This window comes from Chryseosolibacter indicum, assembly GCF_018598585.1.
Lineage (GTDB): Bacteria > Bacteroidota > Bacteroidia > Cytophagales > Cyclobacteriaceae > Chryseosolibacter > Chryseosolibacter indicus.
Window position 1 is genome coordinate 67,211 of the sequence record NZ_JAHESD010000016.1, and the last position, 18,604, is coordinate 85,814.

Consider the following 18,604-nt stretch of genomic DNA (forward strand, 5'->3'; position numbering starts at 1 on the left):
AACAAGTAATAACTACGTCCTAAGAATGTTGAATTATCCTGTTATGCATAAAATACTATTCGTTGTCTTTTCCCTTTTCAGTTTTTCTGTTTGCTACAGCTTTGCAGAACCAACGTCACAAGTTTCTGTTTTATCGCAAACAAGTAGCGACCTCGAAACTATTCGGGCAAGAATAATTGAAGACTTGCTAGCCCCGGCAATTGATGAAGAAAGAATCTCACACCTGATCAAGTCTATACAGCCAGATGGTAGCTGGGGTAGTATTAACTATAAGGATGTAAGCCGTACTGGGTTTCAACACAGTGAACATCTTACAAACATGTTGGAGTTGAGCCGTGCCCTAAAAAAGAAAGGTTCGCCCTTTTATAAAAACCAGGAAGTGAGCAAGGCAGCGCATGCGGCTCTTGACTTTTGGATAGCACATGACTTTATCTGTGATAACTGGTGGTGGAATGAAATGGGAACCCCGAACCTGATGATTAACACACTTCTCGTTCTTGATATAGATCTAACTGAAAAAGAAAAGACAGAAGGCCTTCGTATTGCAGGCCGTGCCAACCTTGAAGGTTTTGGTGCGCGGCCCGGAGGAGACCTCATACAAATTGCAGGCATGTTAGGAAAGCAAGCACTCTTTAAAAGAGATGAGGCCACGCTGGAAAGGGTGGTAAACGTAATGGCATCAGAAATAAAAGTAACAACAGGCCGGGGATTAAAACCGGATATGAGTTTCCATCATCGTGTTGATAATGTTATCTCAACCCTAACCTACGGAACAGGTTACGCCAGCGCTTTCTCTTACTGGGCGGTGAAGATAGCAGGCACACGTTTCAAGTTTCCTGATGAAGCCATGAAGTTGTTGATTGATTATTACCTTGACGGGATATGCAGGTCGCTTGCCTTTGCTACATACCCTGACCCAGGAGCAAAAAACAGAGATCTAAGCAGGAGGGGGACTTCTAACCCAGTAGGTAATGAGATTGCTGAGAACCTGAAGGTTGCGTCTGACTATAGGAGGGCTGATCTTGAGAATATCATCAAGATCAGAAATGGTGAACAAAAGCCGAACTTAAGCTGGGATCATTTCTTCTGGCATTCCGAATACTTTACCCATCAACGTCCTGCCTACTTTACTTCTGTAAGAATGCATTCTTCCCGGAATCATAGCATGGAAGAACCACATAATGAAGAAGGACTTAAGAACCATCACGTAGCAGACGGCTCTAATTTTGTAGCTGTAACAGGTAAGGAGTATGCAGAGATATTTCCTGTATGGGATTGGCAAAAAATACCAGGTACAACGGTAGTTCAAAAACCTGCGCTTCCGCATTGGAAGGAAATTGCCAAGAAAGGCCTTACCGATTTTGTTGGTGGTGTTTCAGACGGACAATATGGTGCAGCAGCATTTGATTTTGTAAGTCCTCTGGATCCATTAAGGGCACGTAAATCATGGTTCTTTTTCGATGGGGAGTATGTTTGCCTCGGAGCGGGTATTACTTCAGAGTCCGACTACAAAGTTTTAACTACCGTCAACCAATGTTTGCTAAATGGAGAAGTTACGGTTAAAACAAAGGTGGGAGAACTTAAACTTGATAATGGAACGAATAACTTGAAGGATGTTAACTGGATTCATCACGATGGTGTTACATATCTGTTCCCTGTTTCGGCAAATATTAACCTTACCAATACAACCGCTACAGGTAACTACAGGGCTATCAATCATCACACCTGGGCTACGGAAGAACCGATTGAAAAAGAAGTATTTACAGCATGGTTCGATCATGGCCAAAAACCAAAAGGAGCCAGCTATGCATACATTGTAATCCCGGCAACGGAGTTGTCATCCATCAACAGTTACAAACAAGACAAGATTGTTATTCTTTCCAATACGCCGGAGCTTCAAGGGGTAATGAATAAAGAGCTTCAACAAAGCGAACTGGTGTTTTTTACGCCAGGAAAGATAAGCCTGCCCGGAGGCGTTAGTGTTGAGGTGGAAAATCCATGCATGGTTATGTTGAAGACAAAAGGCAATGCATTAGAAAAACTTTCAGTATCAGATCCTACCCGTAAGCTAAAGACGCTTCGCTTGAAGGTAGGAGCAAAGATGGAGGGCAAGGGAGATAACTGGAAGGCAACCTGGAGTAAGCATGAAAGGCAAAGCACTATTGAGATCTCGTTGCCTGAAGGAGGGTACGCAGGGCAGAGTGTTGTTATAAACATAAGCGGGAAATAAATTCACAGTGCCTAACGAGTAAAACGATTCTAAGCCTGCCATGAGTGCTGGCTTAGAATTATTGCTTGCTCTTATTCCTGCTTGAGTGCTTTAGAAGGATTCTCCAATGCCGTTTGTATAGTTTGGAAACTCACGGTAACAAGTGCAATAAAAAGTATAGTGGCCACGGGCACGATAAACATGAGTACATTTAAATTGATGCGTACCGAATAGTTTGAGAGCCAATCTTCCATTGCTACATACGCTATAGGCAACCCGATGAGGGAAGCAATAAATACAACACGAACAAAATCGCTGGTGAGCAGTTGTACAATTTGTGCTACTGATGCGCCAAGCACTTTGCGGATTCCAATCTCTTTTGTGCGTTGAACGATTGTGTATGAAGAGAGGCCAAATAAGCCGAGGCATGCAATCAGTACGGCAAGACCCGAGAAGGTGGCCATTACACTTCCAAATCTCATATCGCTCTTAAACTGTTGTTCGTATTGCTCATCAAGAAAGAAATAATCAAATACGTTTTCAGGAAATACCTGATCCCACGTTGTTTTTATCGATGCAATAGCCTGATGCGTATCGCCAGATTTTAGTCTGACCGCAAAGTAGTCAGGGTAATCAACATAATCGAAAACCATTGGAAGATGGTCCTCTTTGGGAGAGCGGTGATAAAAGTTTTTAATAACACCTATTATGGTGGATGGTTCTCCGGGCCACCTGGTTCTAAATGTTACACGTTGACCAATAGCCTCCTGTGCGTCGGCAAAACCCAACCGTTGTACTGCTTCTTCATTAATGATTATTCTGTCGTGATTCTCTGCCCCATCTTCAAAATTTATTCCGGCAACCAACTTCATTCCCATGGTTTTGATAAAATCAGCATCTACTGAATAAAAATAATATTCGTATCCTCCGTTTTCCTGATTTTCCTGTCCTACACGGGTGAAGGACGTGGTGTTTACTTCTACCAGGCTTGACCCAGGAAAGGATTCGCTACGGCTTACACCCTGTATGTTTGTATGATTAAGTAGTTCGTTTTTAAAGGATTGATAAGCTGAAGTAAAAACAGAATCATTTGTACGGAGCGGAGCACGAATCACAACGGTCTGATCAATGTTCATTCCGAGGTCATAGGTGCGCAGGTGATTTACCTGCAGGTATACAGTGCTCATGCCAACAATTAATACTACGGTCGCAGCAAACTGAAACACAACAAGTGCTTTACGCAGGTATTGTCCATGTACTGATGATTTAAATTTACCCTTCAACACTGTAGCAGGCCGGAAAGATGATAAGACAAATGCAGGGTAAATTCCTGAAAGCAGTACACCACTAATATACAGGCCGGCAAACAAGTACCAGAACACAGGGTCTGCAGTTACCCGAAGTGGTAAGGGTTGTCCGGTAAGTTCACGAAACAGAGGCAATGCAATTTGAAACAAGCTAACAGCCAATAATGCAGCAAGGGCGTTGACTAGAACCGATTCTGAAAGAAATTGAAAGATAAGTTGCTTGCGTACAGAACCCATTACCTTTCTTATGCCTACTTCGCGAGCTCTTTCTACAGCACGCGCCGTAGAAAGATTAATGTAATTAACCCAAGCAATAAGAATAATAAAACCTGCAACAATCAAAAGGAACTTGACAACTTTGGCACTGCCATTGGCACTTGGTTCATAAGTCTTGTTGGAATAAAGGTGAATGTCTCTGATGGGTTCAGCAGTATAACGACTACCACCAAGTTTATCTTTCAGCGAAAGCGAGACATCAAGCAATTTCTTGTTGAAGGTTGCAAGGTTGGTGCCAGGCTGCATGAGCAGGTAAGTGTATTCATTATTGCCATTCCATCCCTGTTCGTTATACCACGGGCGTGTTGGGAGAAGCGTGGGATGTGAGAGTAGTACGGTATATGGTAAGTGTGTGTTGGCAGGAGGGTCTGCTATAACTGCAGTTATTTGATAATTCTGTTTGTTAATGTTAATCGGCTCACCTGCCACATTTGTACGACCAAAATACTTCCTTGCGTGCGATTCGGTAAGTACCGCCTGGAAGGGAGCGGTTAAAGCATTTTGTGCTTTTCCATGTAATACCTGGAGGGAGAAGATTTTGAATACCGATTGGTCGGTAAAGTACATCTCACCTTCCAGAAACTTCTGGTCACCCACTTGAATAAACTGATGATTATCCAAACCAAAGAATCTCACAAAATCAACAACCTCAGGCATTTTCTCTTTCAGCATTGGTCCCATGGGTGCATGCGTCTCGCAGTCTGTAACAACATACTCAGATCCTTTATAGATGTCATAAGTGATACGATAAATGTTATCTGCATGAGGTAGGAAGTTTTCGTAGCTGCGCTCGAAGCGTACATAGTGAATGATGAATAGAAACGCGGCCATCCCAATACCAAGTCCAAAAATGTTAACGAATGAGAAGAGCTTGCTTTTCAGAATGTTGCGGTAGGCGATGAGCAGATAGTTTCTAAGCATGAAATCAAAACTTTATTTCTCAGGTCAGGCGAACATAGTGCCAATAAAAATCCCGTGAGAGATGTTCATTTTCATACTGTTTCGAAGTAAATAGTTACTAAACCTGTCCAATTGCGAACTTGATCGGTCGGATACGGTCGTTTTGAGGTGAGCGTTTAAATGGACATAACATCTCCTCATACAGTAGGAAATTATATAACCCTGGCACTAAAACACCTGTGCTCACGTATGCAGAAAAGCTACAGAACCAATTAGAGCATTATTTGATCATTTATTCCGAAATGTGTCATAAAAGTTTACCCGTTCCGCACATCAAGGCATAAATAAAGTATGCTCCAGATAGGCTAAGTGTATACTATATGTATACGTGAAGTATGGATAGAGTATAGGAAGAGTATTAAAATGCGGTTAAGTGTATCAAAGGCACCTCAATATAATAGGATGCGCGTCTCAAGCATCCGTTTACACGTGGAATGTATCATCTTCTGTATAAGCTGAAACCTGTAGCTCAAAAGCAGTAAAACATACGTCTTAGGGCAATCCGTTACCGCAAGTTTTGCCAACCGTAATCTGACCCTTCGGAGATAACAGTACTTACCTTGTGTATAACTTGCGAATGAATCCTGCCAGCACCGTGCGAGCACCATGCCTGCGCCGTGTCTGCGAGAAAATACCCCCATTTCTCGCAGACATACTGTACGCACGGTGCTGGCACGGTGCTGGCATCGTAGATTCCGAAGCTTTTCTGCCTTTTATCAGAATAAACAGGGCTGGGCTGAACCCCATGCTGTTACCAAAATAGCAACCGGTACTGTTCAGTCTACGTATTAGTTATCACTTTCGGGAAAGGTCAGATCTTTACCATATTTTCGTAAAAGTTGTGGCAAGAGAGAAGTAAAGTTGTGGATAATATCAATACCAACATAAAGATGATTAAGATCTGTACATGGTAGAATTATAACAAGCCATTTTATAGAATACGATTCACAAACTGTTAAAATGAAATACAGATTAATAATAACGTTTCTTTTAGCCTTATCTACTTATGCCGGAGCACAAGAAAATGGTAACAACTGCATAACGTATGACGTTGACAACTTCTGGGACGCTTACGACAAAATCAAAACTACACAAGACAGTGTTCAGCAGTATGAATACATTAATTCGCTTTTTATTGAGAAAGGGTCAGCAGGCTTAAAAGCCATTATGAAAGCGCGGCGTTATACGCCGGCCTCGTATGTTAACGCAATAAACAATTATCCTTTGTTCTGGGCATCTGTTCGGGAAAACACATACAAAGCCAAAGATTTTGCAAAGCAGATAGAAATTGAAATCAATAATTTTAAGACTATATACCCCGATCTCAAACCAGCAACAATCTATTTTACTATAGGAGCATTAAAAACGAACGGTACTACGTTAGATGGGGTCGTTCTGATAGGAAGCGAATTGGCTCTTGCCGATGAAAACACTGTTAGTGATGAGTTTCCGAATACGCTAGGTCATCTCAAAACTTATTTTAGTAGTAATCCGATAAAAGACGTTGTCTTTCTAAATGTACACGAGTACGTTCATACGCAGCAGAAAACTACGGTAGGGACAAATTTATTATCGCAATGTTTGATAGAAGGTGTTGCTGAATTTATTGCCGAAAAAGTAACAGGCAAAAGCTCAATTACGCCCGCCGTTACCTATGGAAAAAATAACAATAGGAAGGTGAAGGAAAGATTCGTAAAGGAGATGTTTTCTCGCCACTATTATAACTGGCTATGGAATGATACCAATAATGACTTCAAAATAAGAGATTTAGGCTACTATGTGGGGTATGCTATTGCTGAACATTATTACGATATGGCAGCTGATAAGAAGCAGGCAATTCGGGAGATGATAACATTGGAGTACGATAACGCAGGTGCACTGGAAAGCTTTGTTAACAGGTCAGGGTATTTTGGAACTCCGGTACAAAAGTTAAAAGCAGCATATGAAAATGGGAGACCGGAAGTTTCTGCAATTGCACCTTTTAAGAACGGTGCTGAGAATGTAAGCTCCACCATCAGGCAGGTAACAATAACTTTCTCCACCAAAATGGATACGCGTTTCCGTGGCTTTGATTATGGTCCTCTTGGTGAATCAGGCCTTTTGCGGGTAAATAAGTTTATTGGTTTTTCGGATGATGGGAAGTCAGCGATGATTGAAGTAGCGTTAAAGCAAAATCAAAAATACCAGGTACTGATCACTGATAATTTCAGAAGTGCCGAGGGGATTCCGTTAAAGCCCTATCTGATTGAATTTAAAACAGAGTGATCAGGCATGGTAATATTAGCTTAGTACGTCAGCGATAAAATTCTCTCCAAAATGAAAACGACTTACCTATGGATGCTACTTACGGGGTGGCGTCTTTGTATTACTACTCCTCGCTTTTCGGCCTGTTTCCATTCCTCCTGAAGAAGAATGCCTTAGAGCCAAAGGTATAATGCTTAAAATATATGAAGCAGGAACGAAGGATGTAGCCTTTGAGCTGCGGGGCCATTCAGGCGTTTTTTATGTAAACCGTGGACTGGAACACGGGCTGGACCTTAAAAAGCTAAAGTTTGAACTCCTTGGCAGGGAGGTAACAATTAAGTATCCCAACCATTGGACGCCAATTGATCCGCGCAGCATCCATAAACACATCTCCAAGCTGGAGTCAGAAGATAAAGTTTTCTTTTCGGAATACTGAACAAAAAACGAAGACAAAATGGGCCTGTCAACTATCAATTTTGGCCATGGATTGACGTCACAGTCTGCCCAATAACCAATAGGGGAAAGCCAGAACGATGTAACTAACTTTTGTTAGTTAAATTAACTGAACTTTTTTTACAGATAATTCGTAAAAACGTTGACATTATTAAAACTTAATCGTTTAATTTTGCATTAGTGAATTGAAACTATAATAAAAACAAACTGAATGACTTTCATCTAACGTTTCACTAAAACAACTAAGAAAGAAATTGAAAACATTGTTCACCATACCATCAGCAGCTAAGGCTGCTAGCCACTCTCCAAGAACAGTTCAGTTCTTCGCATTTGCCTGCACGGTGACCAGGCGACCACGACCCGCACGCTGTGCGCGTATTTGATTAGTTCCCTACAACTTATGTTGAACAACGGTTCGATGTCAGGGACATTGAACTGAAAGTATGCTGAACGGCATACTAATTTTCATTTTTCTTACATTTTAATTCCTATACGAAACATTGGAACAGTTTAATAATATAATCGTTAGGCGTGCGACGTCTAACGACAAACATTACGCAGAGACCATCACTACAGAGATGGAAGAATCTGCAAAGGCGAGAGGCACCGGTATTGCCAAACGCTCCCCTGATTACATCAAACAAAAAATGGATGAAGGTAAAGCTGTGATTGCCGTAACACCGGACGGCACATGGGTAGGCTTTTGCTACATCGAGGCATGGCAACATGAAAAGTATGTGGCTAACTCTGGCCTTATCGTTTCCCCTTCATTTCGCAAAACTGGCGTAGCTACTGAGATCAAACGCAAGGTTTTTGAACTCTCCCGAGAGAAGTATCCTAACGCGAAGATATTTGGGCTTACTACAGGTTTGGCTGTAATGAAAATCAATTCAGACCTTGGTTATGAACCCGTAACATATTCTGAGCTTACTACAGATGAAGAATTCTGGAAAGGCTGCAGAAGCTGCGTGAACTACGATATCCTCACAAGCAAGAATAGAAAGAACTGCTTGTGTACTGCTATGCTCTTTGACCCAGAAGAAGCAGCAAAGAAACTCAATATGCCATTACCTCCTGTAAAGAAGGCAACCGAAGCGGTTGTTACTTCTGAAGGAGAACTGGTGATGCATCGCCAACGCGCTTCCTTTAACGGTAATGCTTACCTGTATGAGCGCTGGCTACGCTTCAAGCAATTTGTATTGCTTAAACCTTTTCGCAAGAAAGATGGTGGAAGCGGAGATGGATCAGAGAAAAGAAAGTCTATTCTAAGCTTTTTCTTTTTCTGGTAAGTCGTGCTCATCTTATTTTTGCTCAGGCGCATTAATTGATTTTCAATCTTAAACTTAACAATGAAGAAAAAAGTAGTTCTGGCTTTCAGCGGCGGACTAGACACATCTTACTGTGTAAAGTACCTCTCCGAAGAAAAAGGTTATGAAGTTCACACCATCACCATCAACACGGGCGGTTTTGATAAAGATGAAATCAAAGCCATAGAAGACCGTGCAAAGAGCCTTGGCGTAGCTTCACATAAAACCGTTGACGAGACTAAAAATTATTACGACAAGGTGATACGTTACCTCATTTATGGTAACATATTGAAAAACAATACATATCCGTTAAGTGTAAGTGCTGAACGTATGTCGCAGGCATTGGCTACTGCTAATTATGCAAAGGCATTGAAGGCCGATGCTGTAGCACACGGAAGCACCGGAGCTGGCAATGACCAGGTTCGTTTTGACATGATCCTCAATATACTTGTTCCAGGTATCGAGATCATCACGCCTATTCGCGAGTTAAAACTTTCGCGCGAGGAGGAGATCAGCTTTTTGAAGGCTAAAGGTGTTGACATGAACTTCGAGAAGGCCATGTACTCCATCAACAAAGGCATCTGGGGAACATCAGTAGGAGGAAAGGAGACATTGAAGTCGCTGGGCATGTTGCCTGAAGAAGCATGGCCAACACAAGTGACAAAGAAAGGTGATGAAACTGTGAAGCTTACTTTTAACAAAGGAGAGCTTACAAAAATAAATGATAAGTCATTCAGCCATCCTACAGAGGCAATTCAATACCTCCAATCACTGGCAGGGCCCTACGGAATTGGTCGCGACATACATGTAGGAGATACCATTATCGGGATTAAAGGAAGAGTAGGATTTGAGGCTGCTGCGCCAATGGTTATTATTAAAGCGCACCACGCGCTGGAGAAACACGTGCTCACCAAATGGCAATTGAGCTGGAAAGATCAGCTAGCCCAATTCTATGGCAACTGGTTACATGAAGGCCAGTATCTTGATCCTGTGATGCGCGATATTGAAGCATATCTTGGAAGCACCCAACAACATGTAACAGGCGAGGTACACGTTCAGCTATTCCCATACCGATTCCTGGTTCTTGGAATAGAATCACAATACGACCTCATGTCGTCTAAGTTTGGTAAGTACGGAGAGATGAACCTTGGCTGGAGTGGTGATGATGTGAAAGGCTTCTCCAAGATCTTCGGCAACCAAACCATGATCTATCAGCAAGTAAAAGACGCCGCAGAGAAGTAATAGGCAGATTGTTTAAAAGTAGGCAGTAGGCAAAAAAGCAGTAGGCAGTGTGTGAGAATTGAGCAATTGACAGTTGGACAATTGACAATGACCATTGACTGATGACTATTGACTATTGACCAATGCCTAAAGCCCATTGACTAATGACCATTGACTAATGACAAAGATAAAAGCAGGAATTATTGGAGGAGCTGGATACGGAGGAGGAGAGGCTATACGACTTTTGCTAAACCACCCGAATGTAGAGCTCACGTTTGTTCATAGCAGAAGCAATGCAGGCAATGCCTTGTATTCTGTTCATGCAGATCTCCTTGGTGAAACATCCATGAAGTTTACAGATACCATTCAGCATGATGTTGATGTTGTATTTATTTGTCTTGGCCACGGGGAGAGCAAAAAGTTTTTACAGGAGAATCCCTTTAAGGCGTCTGTTAAGATAATTGACTTAAGCCAGGATTTTCGTTTGGGAGAGACACTTCCAGGAAGAGAATTTGTATATGGTCTGCCTGAACTCAATAGAGAAAAGATCAGGAAGAGTGATAATATTGCTAATCCTGGTTGCTTTGCTACATGCATTGAGCTTGGTCTTTTGCCGTTAGCGCAAGCTGGGCTATTGAAAGATGTTTATACAACAGGTATAACAGGATCTACAGGAGCAGGTCAGAAACTTCAGGACACTACACACTTTACCTGGAGGGCTAATAACATTTCAGCTTACAAGACCTTAACCCATCAGCATTTAAAAGAGATTAACCAATCATTAAAGCAATTGCAGCCTATGTATTCAGGAACAATAAACTTTGTTCCATGGCGTGGCGATTTTACAAGAGGAATCTTTGTGAGCTCGATAATTACAATCGATAAATCATTAGGTGAAGTAAGAAAGCTTTACAAAGATTTCTATAATGGACAGGCATTCACATTTGTATCAGATGACACGATTGATCTGAAACAGATTGTGAATTCAAACAAGTGTGTTGTTGGTTTGGAAATGGAAGGAGATAAACTTGTAGTACATTCAGCAATTGATAATCTTTTGAAAGGAGCATCCGGTCAGGCGGTGCAAAATATGAATCTGATGTTTGGTCTTGACGAAAGAGCAGGACTCAAATTGAAGAGCATTGTTTTTTAGGAGCCTAAAGCAGAAAGCTTAAAGCGGAAAGCAGAAGGGAGATGTAGGATGGCAGGTGTAAAGTATTTTTAATATGTCAATAAACCCTTTTTACATATGAAAAATTATAAAGACCTAATTGTTTGGAAGAAAGCACATGCTTTTGTTTTAACTGCTTATAAAACTTCTAAAAGTTTCCCTAAAGAAGAGCAATATAATCTAACAAGTCAATTGCGTAGGGCGGCTACTTCAATACCAACTAATCTTGCTGAGGGATGTGGTAAATTTACTCAGAGAGATTTCGCAAGCTATCTTCAAAATGCCCTTGGTTCATCAATGGAAGTTGAGTATTTGACTTTCCTTTCATTTGAGTTGGGCTATCTTGAAATTGATAATTTCAAGAGAATGGATTCTGGTATAAATGAAGTGAAGGCAATGCTAATTAGTTTACTAACTAAGGTAAGAAAAGAAGATACTGTAAAGAAAAAATAAATTTAACACGTTAAGCTTTCTGCTTTTTGCTTTAAGCTTTTTAGTTTTTTAAAGATGAAATTGTTCGACGTCTACCCCCTCTTTAACATTACTCCAGCAAAAGCACAAGGCTCATGGCTGTGGGATGATAAGGGAGAAAAATACCTGGACCTCTACGGAGGCCATGCGGTAATATCCATTGGTCATTCGCACCCGCATTATGTAAAGCGATTAAGTGAACAGTTGAGCAAGATTGCTTTTTATTCCAACAGTGTTCAAAATAATCTTCAGGTTCAGTTTGCTGATAAGTTGGGTGAACTATCCGACTATCCTGATTATCAATTATTTCTTTGTAACTCAGGAGCAGAGGCAAATGAGAATGCGTTGAAGGTAGCATCTTTTGTTACCGGTAGAAAAAAAGTAATTGCTTTTAAGAAAGCTTTCCATGGTCGCACTTCGGGAGCAGTAGCTGCGACCGATAATCCAAAGATTGTTGCACCATTCAATGCAGGACATGAGATAGTTTTTGTTCCGTTAAATGATGAAAGAGCTTTTGATCAAGCTCTTAACAATGAAGTAGCTGCTGTCATTATAGAGGGTATACAAGGCGTAGGGGGGATACAACTTCCTGATGATACTTTCCTTCAATACATTCAAAAGAAGACCGAGGCCAATGGATCCTTGCTGATACTTGATGAGATCCAATCAGGCTATGGCAGAACGGGTAAGTTCTTCGCGCATCAGCATGCAGGCATAAAAGCGCACCTGATAACGACAGCAAAAGGTATGGGTAATGGTTTCCCGATAGGTGGTCTTTTTATTCACCCGGATATAAAACCATGGAGCGGTATGTTAGGTACTACATTCGGTGGCAATTACCTGGCTTCTGTCGCCGGACTCGCTGTATTGGAAGTGATGGAGAAAGAAAATCTGATTGACAATGCGGGAATTATAGGCAACTACTGGATGAATGAGCTGAAGAATTTGTCTCAGATAACAGAAGTTCGGGGTAGAGGGTTAATGATTGGTATGGATTTGCCAGAAGAATTGAAGCAAGTGCGTAGCAATTTATTATTCAACCATCATATATTTACGGGCGAAGCAAAACCGAATACCATCAGGCTGCTTCCTTCTCTTGCCATCACACAAGAAGAAGCTGAATTATTTATTACTGCATTGAAAAAAGAATTGAAATGAAAAATTTTATTTCGGTAAAAGACGTAACGGATATTAATGCACTTGTAAATAAGGCGCTGGCCTATAAGGCAGATCCTTTTCGCGACCGAACTTTAGGAGCAAACAAACGCATCGGCTTGCTCTTCCTTAATCCAAGTATGCGTACACGATTAAGTACACAGATAGCTGCTGCAAACCTTGGCATGGAAGCCGTTGTATTTAATGTAGGTCAGGAGGGATGGGCGCTGGAGTTCGAAGACGAAGCGATTATGAGTGGTAGCACGGTGGAGCATGTAAAAGATGCTGCTCCTATACTCGGAAAGTATTTTGATATTTTAGGCATTCGAACATTTCCTTCTTTGCAGAACAAGCAGGATGATTACAGTGAGCTTTACATCCAGCAATTTATTAAGTATGCAGGAATACCTGTAGTAAGTCTTGAAAGCGCTACGTTACATCCATTGCAAAGCCTGACAGATATCATAACGATAACGGAGACTTTTAAGGAAAAGCGAAGACCAAAGGTTGTTCTCACATGGGCTCCCCATGTCAAAGCACTTCCTCAATGTGTTGCCAATAGCTTTTCGCAATGGATCAATGCCTGGGGTCAGGCAGATTTTGTAATCACACATCCGGAAGATTATGAACTCGATCCTGCTTTTACAAAGGGTGCCTCTATAACACATGATCAGGACTACGCATTAAAAGGAGCCGACTTTGTTTACGTAAAGAACTGGAGTACCTATAATGATTACGGCAGAATTTACTGTAACGACCCGGCGTGGATGCTTACCAGTGATAAACTTAATGCAACCAATCATGCTAAAGTAATGCATTGTTTGCCTGTGAGAAGAAACGTGGAGCTCAGTGATGAGGTGCTGGATGGTTTCAGTAGTATTGTAACACACCAGGCATCGAATAGGGTATGGGCGGCACAATCAGTGCTAAGCGAATTATTAGCAAGACCTTTGTAAAAATCGGTAGTATTAATGAATAAGCTCTTTATAATAAAGATCGGCGGAAATGTTTTAGACAATCCTGAAGCATTAAAGAAATTTCTTGCTGATTTCGCATCAATAAAAGAACCTAAGATATTAATACATGGTGGGGGAAAGATCGCTACTAAATTAGGTGAGCAATTGGGCATTCAATCCAACTATATAAATGGACGGAGGATAACTGATTCTCAAACACTTGACGTTGTCACTATGGTGTATGGAGGGCTCGTTAATAAACAAATTGTAGCATCGCTCCAGCAATTGGGCTGCAACGCTCTGGGTTTAACAGGTGCTGATGGAAATGTAATCAAGGCTGTTAAGAGACCAATAAAGGATATTGACTACGGATATGTAGGAGATATTAAGCCGGACAGTGTTAATTCTTCCCTGCTTTATTTTCTGTTAAAACAGAATACCGTGCCCGTGTTTGCACCATTAACCCATGCTGATGGCACGATGTTAAATACCAATGCAGATACTATTGCTTCGGTGTTGGCTGTTGCACTGGGAAAGCATTTCGATGTTCGTTTAATATTTTGCTTCGAAAAGAAGGGTGTATTGCGTGATGTAAACGATCCTGACTCTGTAATAAGACACCTTCCAAAGAGTTCGTATAATGATCTCCTTACAAAAAATGTATTTGCTGATGGCATTTTACCCAAGCTGGAGAACGCTTTTGCAGCAATTCATGCCGGCGTAAAAGAAGTTTTGATAGGAGAGGCAAGTGATCTTACAAAGAATACGGGACTTGAGACTGAAGGAACGTTAATAACTTCATGAAATAAATAAATCTTAAAACCTGATTCAACTATGGAGCAGCAACTGGATGAAGTAGCGATTAATTTACTGGAACAACTAATAGCTATTCCCTCTTTCAGCAAAGAAGAAGACAATACTGCTACTGTTTTAGAAGGTTTTTTTGAACAACACAATATCCCTACACAACGCAAGGGAAATAATGTTTGGGCAATTAATCAGAACTACAATCCATCCCTTCCCACTATACTTTTAAATTCACACCACGATACAGTTAAGCCAAACACACAATACACGCGTGATCCTTTTCTTCCTGAAATAATAGAAGGGAAGCTATTTGGCCTTGGAAGCAATGATGCAGGTGGCCCTTTAGTATGTTTGATAGCTACGTTCCTGCATTTTTATTTACAGAAGAATCTGAAGTATAACATTGTGTTGGCCGCTACTGCTGAAGAAGAGATATCGGGTTCAGGTGGTATAGAAAGTATTTGGGAACTTTTGCCGAAGATCGATTTTGCAATTGTGGGAGAACCAACCCTGTGTAATATGGCGGTCGCTGAGAAAGGTTTGATGGTTCTGGATTGTGTCGCACGAGGCAAGGCAGGGCACGCTGCAAGGGAGGAGGGAGTTAATGCCATCTATGAAGCTATTAAAGATATTGAGTGGATAAGAAATTATAAATTTCCCAAAGTGTCTCAAACGTTAGGAGAAATTAAGATGACTGTAACCGTGATCAATGCAGGTAAACAGCATAACGTAGTGCCTGCGGAATGTGGTTATACAATTGATGTGCGTGTTACAGATCAGTATACACTGGAAGAGGTACTTGAAATCATCAGGAGCAATGTTAAGAGCGAGGTAACCCCAAGGTCGCTACGCATGCGATCTTCTGGAATTGATAGTAATCATCCGCTCGTTCTTGCTGCGAAAGATCTGAACCTCGAATTATACGGCTCACCTACTACCTCCGATCAGGCGCTTATTCCAGTACCATCTGTAAAGATGGGGCCTGGTGATTCTGCGCGGTCACACACTGCTGATGAATTTATTTATATAGCAGAAATTGTTAAGGGCATTGATACTTATATCGCCTTATTAAATAAGGTTATTTACTGATACTATATGAAACTCTGGCAAAAAGATAAAGCATCCCTTAAAGAAGTAGAAAAATTTACGGTAGGCAAAGATCAGGAGATGGATCTTTATCTTGCGCGCTTTGATGTACTTGGCTCGCTTGCGCATATTACCATGCTTGAGTCAATCGGACTCCTGAAAAGCGACGAGCTTTCAGTCTTATCTTCTGAATTAAAGCGTATATACAAAAGGATTGAAGAAGGAAATTTTATAGTAGAGGAAGGAATTGAAGATATCCATTCACAAGTAGAGCTTGAGCTTACTAAAAAGTTAGGTGACATTGGAAAGAAAATACATAGTGGCAGGTCCAGGAATGATCAGGTTCTTGTTGATATTAAACTCTACCTGCGTTATGAAATTGAAGAGATTGTTGCAGAGGTAAAAAACCTGTTTGATTTGCTCGTACAGCAGAGCGAAAAGTATAAGGACTATCTGCTACCGGGGTATACGCATTTTCAACTTGCCATGCCATCGTCATTTGGATTGTGGTTTGGGGCATATGCTGAAAGCCTGATTGATGATCTGGTAACACTTCACGGCGCTTATCAGGTTGTAAATAAAAATCCATTAGGTTCGGCTGCGGGGTACGGTTCTTCTTTTCCCATTAATCGGAAACTAACAACGGAGTTGTTAGGGTTCAGCACGTTAAATTATAACGTTGTTTATGCGCAGATGGGCAGAGGTAAGACCGAGCGCATTGTTGCAAGTAGCCTCTCGAATATTGCCGGCACGCTTAGCAAGCTTTCTATGGACGCCTGCCTGTTTTTAAATCAAAATTTCGGATTCATTAGTTTTCCTGAGGAGTTGACAACGGGGTCCAGCATCATGCCTCATAAAAAGAATCCGGATGTATTTGAATTAATACGGGGTCGTTGTAATCAATTGATGGCGTTGCCAAATGACATTGCCCTTGTTATATCTAATCTCCCTTCCGGTTATCACAGAGAGATGCAGTTACTAAAAGAACTTTTGTTTCCCGCTATTCAGCATTTAAAGCATTGTCTCCGGATGAGCCAGTTGATGCTAAGCAACATTAGTATTAAAGATAATATTCTTCATGATGAGAAATATAAATTCCTGTTTAGTGTAGAGGAAGTCAACAAGTTGGTAGTGGCGGGAATGCCATTCCGTGATGCTTACAAAAAGGTAGGAATGGATATAGAAAGAGGCTTTTTTAAATCTGATACACATTTAAATCATACCCATCAAGGCAGTATCGGCAATCTATGCTTGCCTGAAATATCGGCCTTGATGAATGCTACTATAGATGGCTTCCGATTTAACGATTATAAGGAAGCAATTAAGCGATTGCTCGTATAGCGGCCATCTGTTGTGGATATAATTCCTCAGGGGAAGCTTAATCGAATCTGATTCTGTCGTTTGCACAAACCGTTTTAGGAAATAATTAATGCCTTTAGCCTGGATGGCATAGAGTTTTATTTAAACAATCCGCATTCTTCTTAGGAGGGATGCATTGTAGGGTAAAGGATGTGTAACAAATAATTGTTAAGAACTATGAATCAGACTATTCAAAAAAGACGACCAAATGATTTTCCTGAGTTACAGATTGGTTACCCTGAACGTAACGATGTAAGAGATCCTAATCATGAAATGGAAAGAATACACGTTAATCTGGAGAGTCTTGAGTTACTAAGAACAACTGCTGATGGCGTAACTCGGGAAATGAGGGGACAAGGTTCTCTTGGTCACGATTGAATTATACGATTGGCTTTGAAAAGAAGCTATTATTAAAATGCACCGATATCAATAAATCGGTGCATTTTTATTTAAAGGACGGTATTGTTTTTTACTGCCGATATTTCAATCAAACTTTTGCATGATTGAATCTATTGCCAGGATAATAATCTTCGTTTGTAGTTATATCCTCATTATAATATCTTTAATACCCCTCATAAGACGAGACAATTGGATATTTAGAATTTTCGAGTATCCCCGAGCACAAAAGGTATTCATAAACCTTCTACTCATTATTCTGTTCCTCTTCCTGTCTGATCTTCATCAAACGCATCATAATATTCTGCTGACATTATTGATTTGCAACGGAGGATATCTTCTCTTTCAGATATGGCCTTATACTGTATTCTCCGGTCATCAATTGAAAAAGACCAGAGAGTATGTCGATACAAAAGCAATCAGATTACTAATTTTTAATGTGTACCAAGAGAACAGAGATGTTAATTCGTGTTTAAGAACAATCCAGGAACACGGTCCTGACGTTGTCCTTCTTGTAGAAACAGACAAATGGTGGAAGACGCAACTTGATAATAGTTTATTGAAGTTATATAAGTATACAGTATCAAAACCACTTGATAACACGTATGGTATGATGCTCTATTCCAGGTTAGAACTTATAAATCCTAAGGTTAAATTTTTAGTGGAAGATGATATTCCCTCTATTCATACCGAAGTCCAATTGACATCAGGAGAAGTATTTAGATTATTTTGTCTTCATCCTAAGCCACCTGTACCCACTGAAAATGCCCGATCTACAGAGCGGGATGCGGAAATATTGTTAGTAGCAAAACAGGCTAAGGCATCGGATTTACCAGTGATAGTTGCAGGAGACTTAAATGACGTAGCATGGAGTTACACAACAGAATTGTTTTTAAAGACAAGTGAGTTGCTCGATCCACGAAGGGGGAGAGGTTTCTTTAGCACCTTTCATGCAAACCATTGGTTTTTACGTTGGCCTTTAGATCATGTTTTTTGTTCAAAGCATTTTCAGTTAAATAAACTACAGCGGTTGCCACAGGCAGGTTCTGATCATTTTCCCATTCTTATTGAGTTAGTTCTGCATCAGGAGGAAGCTTATAATAATAGTAATAAGGTTTTAAAAGCGACCAGGGCTGAGAAACTTCAGGCAAATAAAAAAATAGAAAAAACTACCCGCCAAAAGTAGTATTGCAGTGCTTTCCAGCAGTTTATAACATTTTTAGCTA

At 40.8% G+C, this 18,604-nt stretch carries 15 protein-coding genes; 14 read left to right on the forward strand and 1 reads right to left on the reverse strand.

Going from position 1 to position 18,604, the window contains the following annotated elements; genetic code table 11:
- The first annotated feature begins 43 nt into the window (after window positions 1–43).
- Entirely contained in the window at window positions 44–2,230 is a 2,187-nt protein-coding gene (locus KK060_RS09595) for a polysaccharide lyase family 8 super-sandwich domain-containing protein (RefSeq protein WP_254153499.1), read from the forward strand.
- Between the two features lie 71 nt (window positions 2,231–2,301).
- On the opposite strand, the gene KK060_RS09600 is transcribed toward KK060_RS09595, so the two are convergent.
- On the reverse strand, window positions 2,302–4,713 hold the full coding sequence (locus KK060_RS09600; RefSeq protein WP_254153500.1) for an ABC transporter permease: 2,412 nt from the start codon (window positions 4,711–4,713) through the stop codon (window positions 2,302–2,304).
- A 999-nt stretch (window positions 4,714–5,712) separates the two neighbouring features.
- Here KK060_RS09600 and KK060_RS09605 point away from each other — a divergent pair.
- From KK060_RS09605 to KK060_RS09665, 13 genes are all read left to right on the forward strand, one after another.
- The gene (locus tag KK060_RS09605; RefSeq protein WP_254153501.1) at window positions 5,713–7,017 is read left to right on the forward strand and encodes a DUF2268 domain-containing putative Zn-dependent protease; all 1,305 of its coding nucleotides are present in this window, start codon (window positions 5,713–5,715) and stop codon (window positions 7,015–7,017) included.
- Between the two features lie 169 nt (window positions 7,018–7,186).
- A complete protein-coding gene (locus tag KK060_RS09610; protein WP_254153502.1) occupies window positions 7,187–7,432 on the forward strand; it encodes a hypothetical protein in 246 nt (81 codons plus the stop codon).
- A gap of 517 nt (window positions 7,433–7,949) precedes the next feature.
- On the forward strand, window positions 7,950–8,738 hold the full coding sequence (locus KK060_RS09615) for a GNAT family N-acetyltransferase (protein ID WP_254153503.1): 789 nt from the start codon (window positions 7,950–7,952) through the stop codon (window positions 8,736–8,738).
- Window positions 8,739–8,798: 60 nt separating this feature from the next.
- Window positions 8,799–9,998 (forward strand): argininosuccinate synthase, encoded by a 1,200-nt coding sequence (argG, locus tag KK060_RS09620; protein WP_254153504.1) that lies wholly within the window; start codon window positions 8,799–8,801, stop codon window positions 9,996–9,998.
- 157 nt (window positions 9,999–10,155) lie between these two features.
- Window positions 10,156–11,130 carry an N-acetyl-gamma-glutamyl-phosphate reductase gene (gene argC, locus KK060_RS09625; protein ID WP_254153505.1) on the forward strand — a complete coding sequence of 325 codons (975 nt, stop codon included), beginning with the start codon at window positions 10,156–10,158 and terminating at the stop codon, window positions 11,128–11,130.
- Window positions 11,131–11,226: 96 nt separating this feature from the next.
- Entirely contained in the window at window positions 11,227–11,601 is a 375-nt protein-coding gene (locus tag KK060_RS09630; protein WP_254153506.1) for a four helix bundle protein, read from the forward strand.
- A 54-nt stretch (window positions 11,602–11,655) separates the two neighbouring features.
- The gene (locus tag KK060_RS09635) at window positions 11,656–12,777 is read left to right on the forward strand and encodes an aspartate aminotransferase family protein (protein ID WP_254153507.1); all 1,122 of its coding nucleotides are present in this window, start codon (window positions 11,656–11,658) and stop codon (window positions 12,775–12,777) included.
- A complete protein-coding gene (locus tag KK060_RS09640; protein WP_254153508.1) occupies window positions 12,774–13,730 on the forward strand; it encodes a Rossmann-fold NAD(P)-binding domain-containing protein in 957 nt (318 codons plus the stop codon). Before KK060_RS09635 ends, KK060_RS09640 begins: the two co-directional genes overlap by 4 nt.
- A gap of 15 nt (window positions 13,731–13,745) precedes the next feature.
- Complete coding sequence (gene argB, locus KK060_RS09645) at window positions 13,746–14,534, forward strand: acetylglutamate kinase (RefSeq protein WP_254153509.1); 789 nt, start codon at window positions 13,746–13,748, stop codon at window positions 14,532–14,534.
- A gap of 30 nt (window positions 14,535–14,564) precedes the next feature.
- Window positions 14,565–15,626 carry a M20 family metallo-hydrolase gene (locus KK060_RS09650; RefSeq protein ID WP_254153510.1) on the forward strand — a complete coding sequence of 354 codons (1,062 nt, stop codon included), beginning with the start codon at window positions 14,565–14,567 and terminating at the stop codon, window positions 15,624–15,626.
- Window positions 15,627–15,632: 6 nt separating this feature from the next.
- Entirely contained in the window at window positions 15,633–16,964 is a 1,332-nt protein-coding gene (gene argH, locus KK060_RS09655) for an argininosuccinate lyase (protein WP_254153511.1), read from the forward strand.
- Window positions 16,965–17,159: 195 nt separating this feature from the next.
- Entirely contained in the window at window positions 17,160–17,360 is a 201-nt protein-coding gene (locus tag KK060_RS09660) for a hypothetical protein (protein ID WP_254153512.1), read from the forward strand.
- A 121-nt stretch (window positions 17,361–17,481) separates the two neighbouring features.
- Window positions 17,482–18,564, forward strand: coding sequence for an endonuclease/exonuclease/phosphatase family protein (locus KK060_RS09665; RefSeq protein WP_254153513.1), 1,083 nt, complete (start codon window positions 17,482–17,484; stop codon window positions 18,562–18,564).
- The last annotated feature ends 40 nt before the right edge of the window (window positions 18,565–18,604 follow it).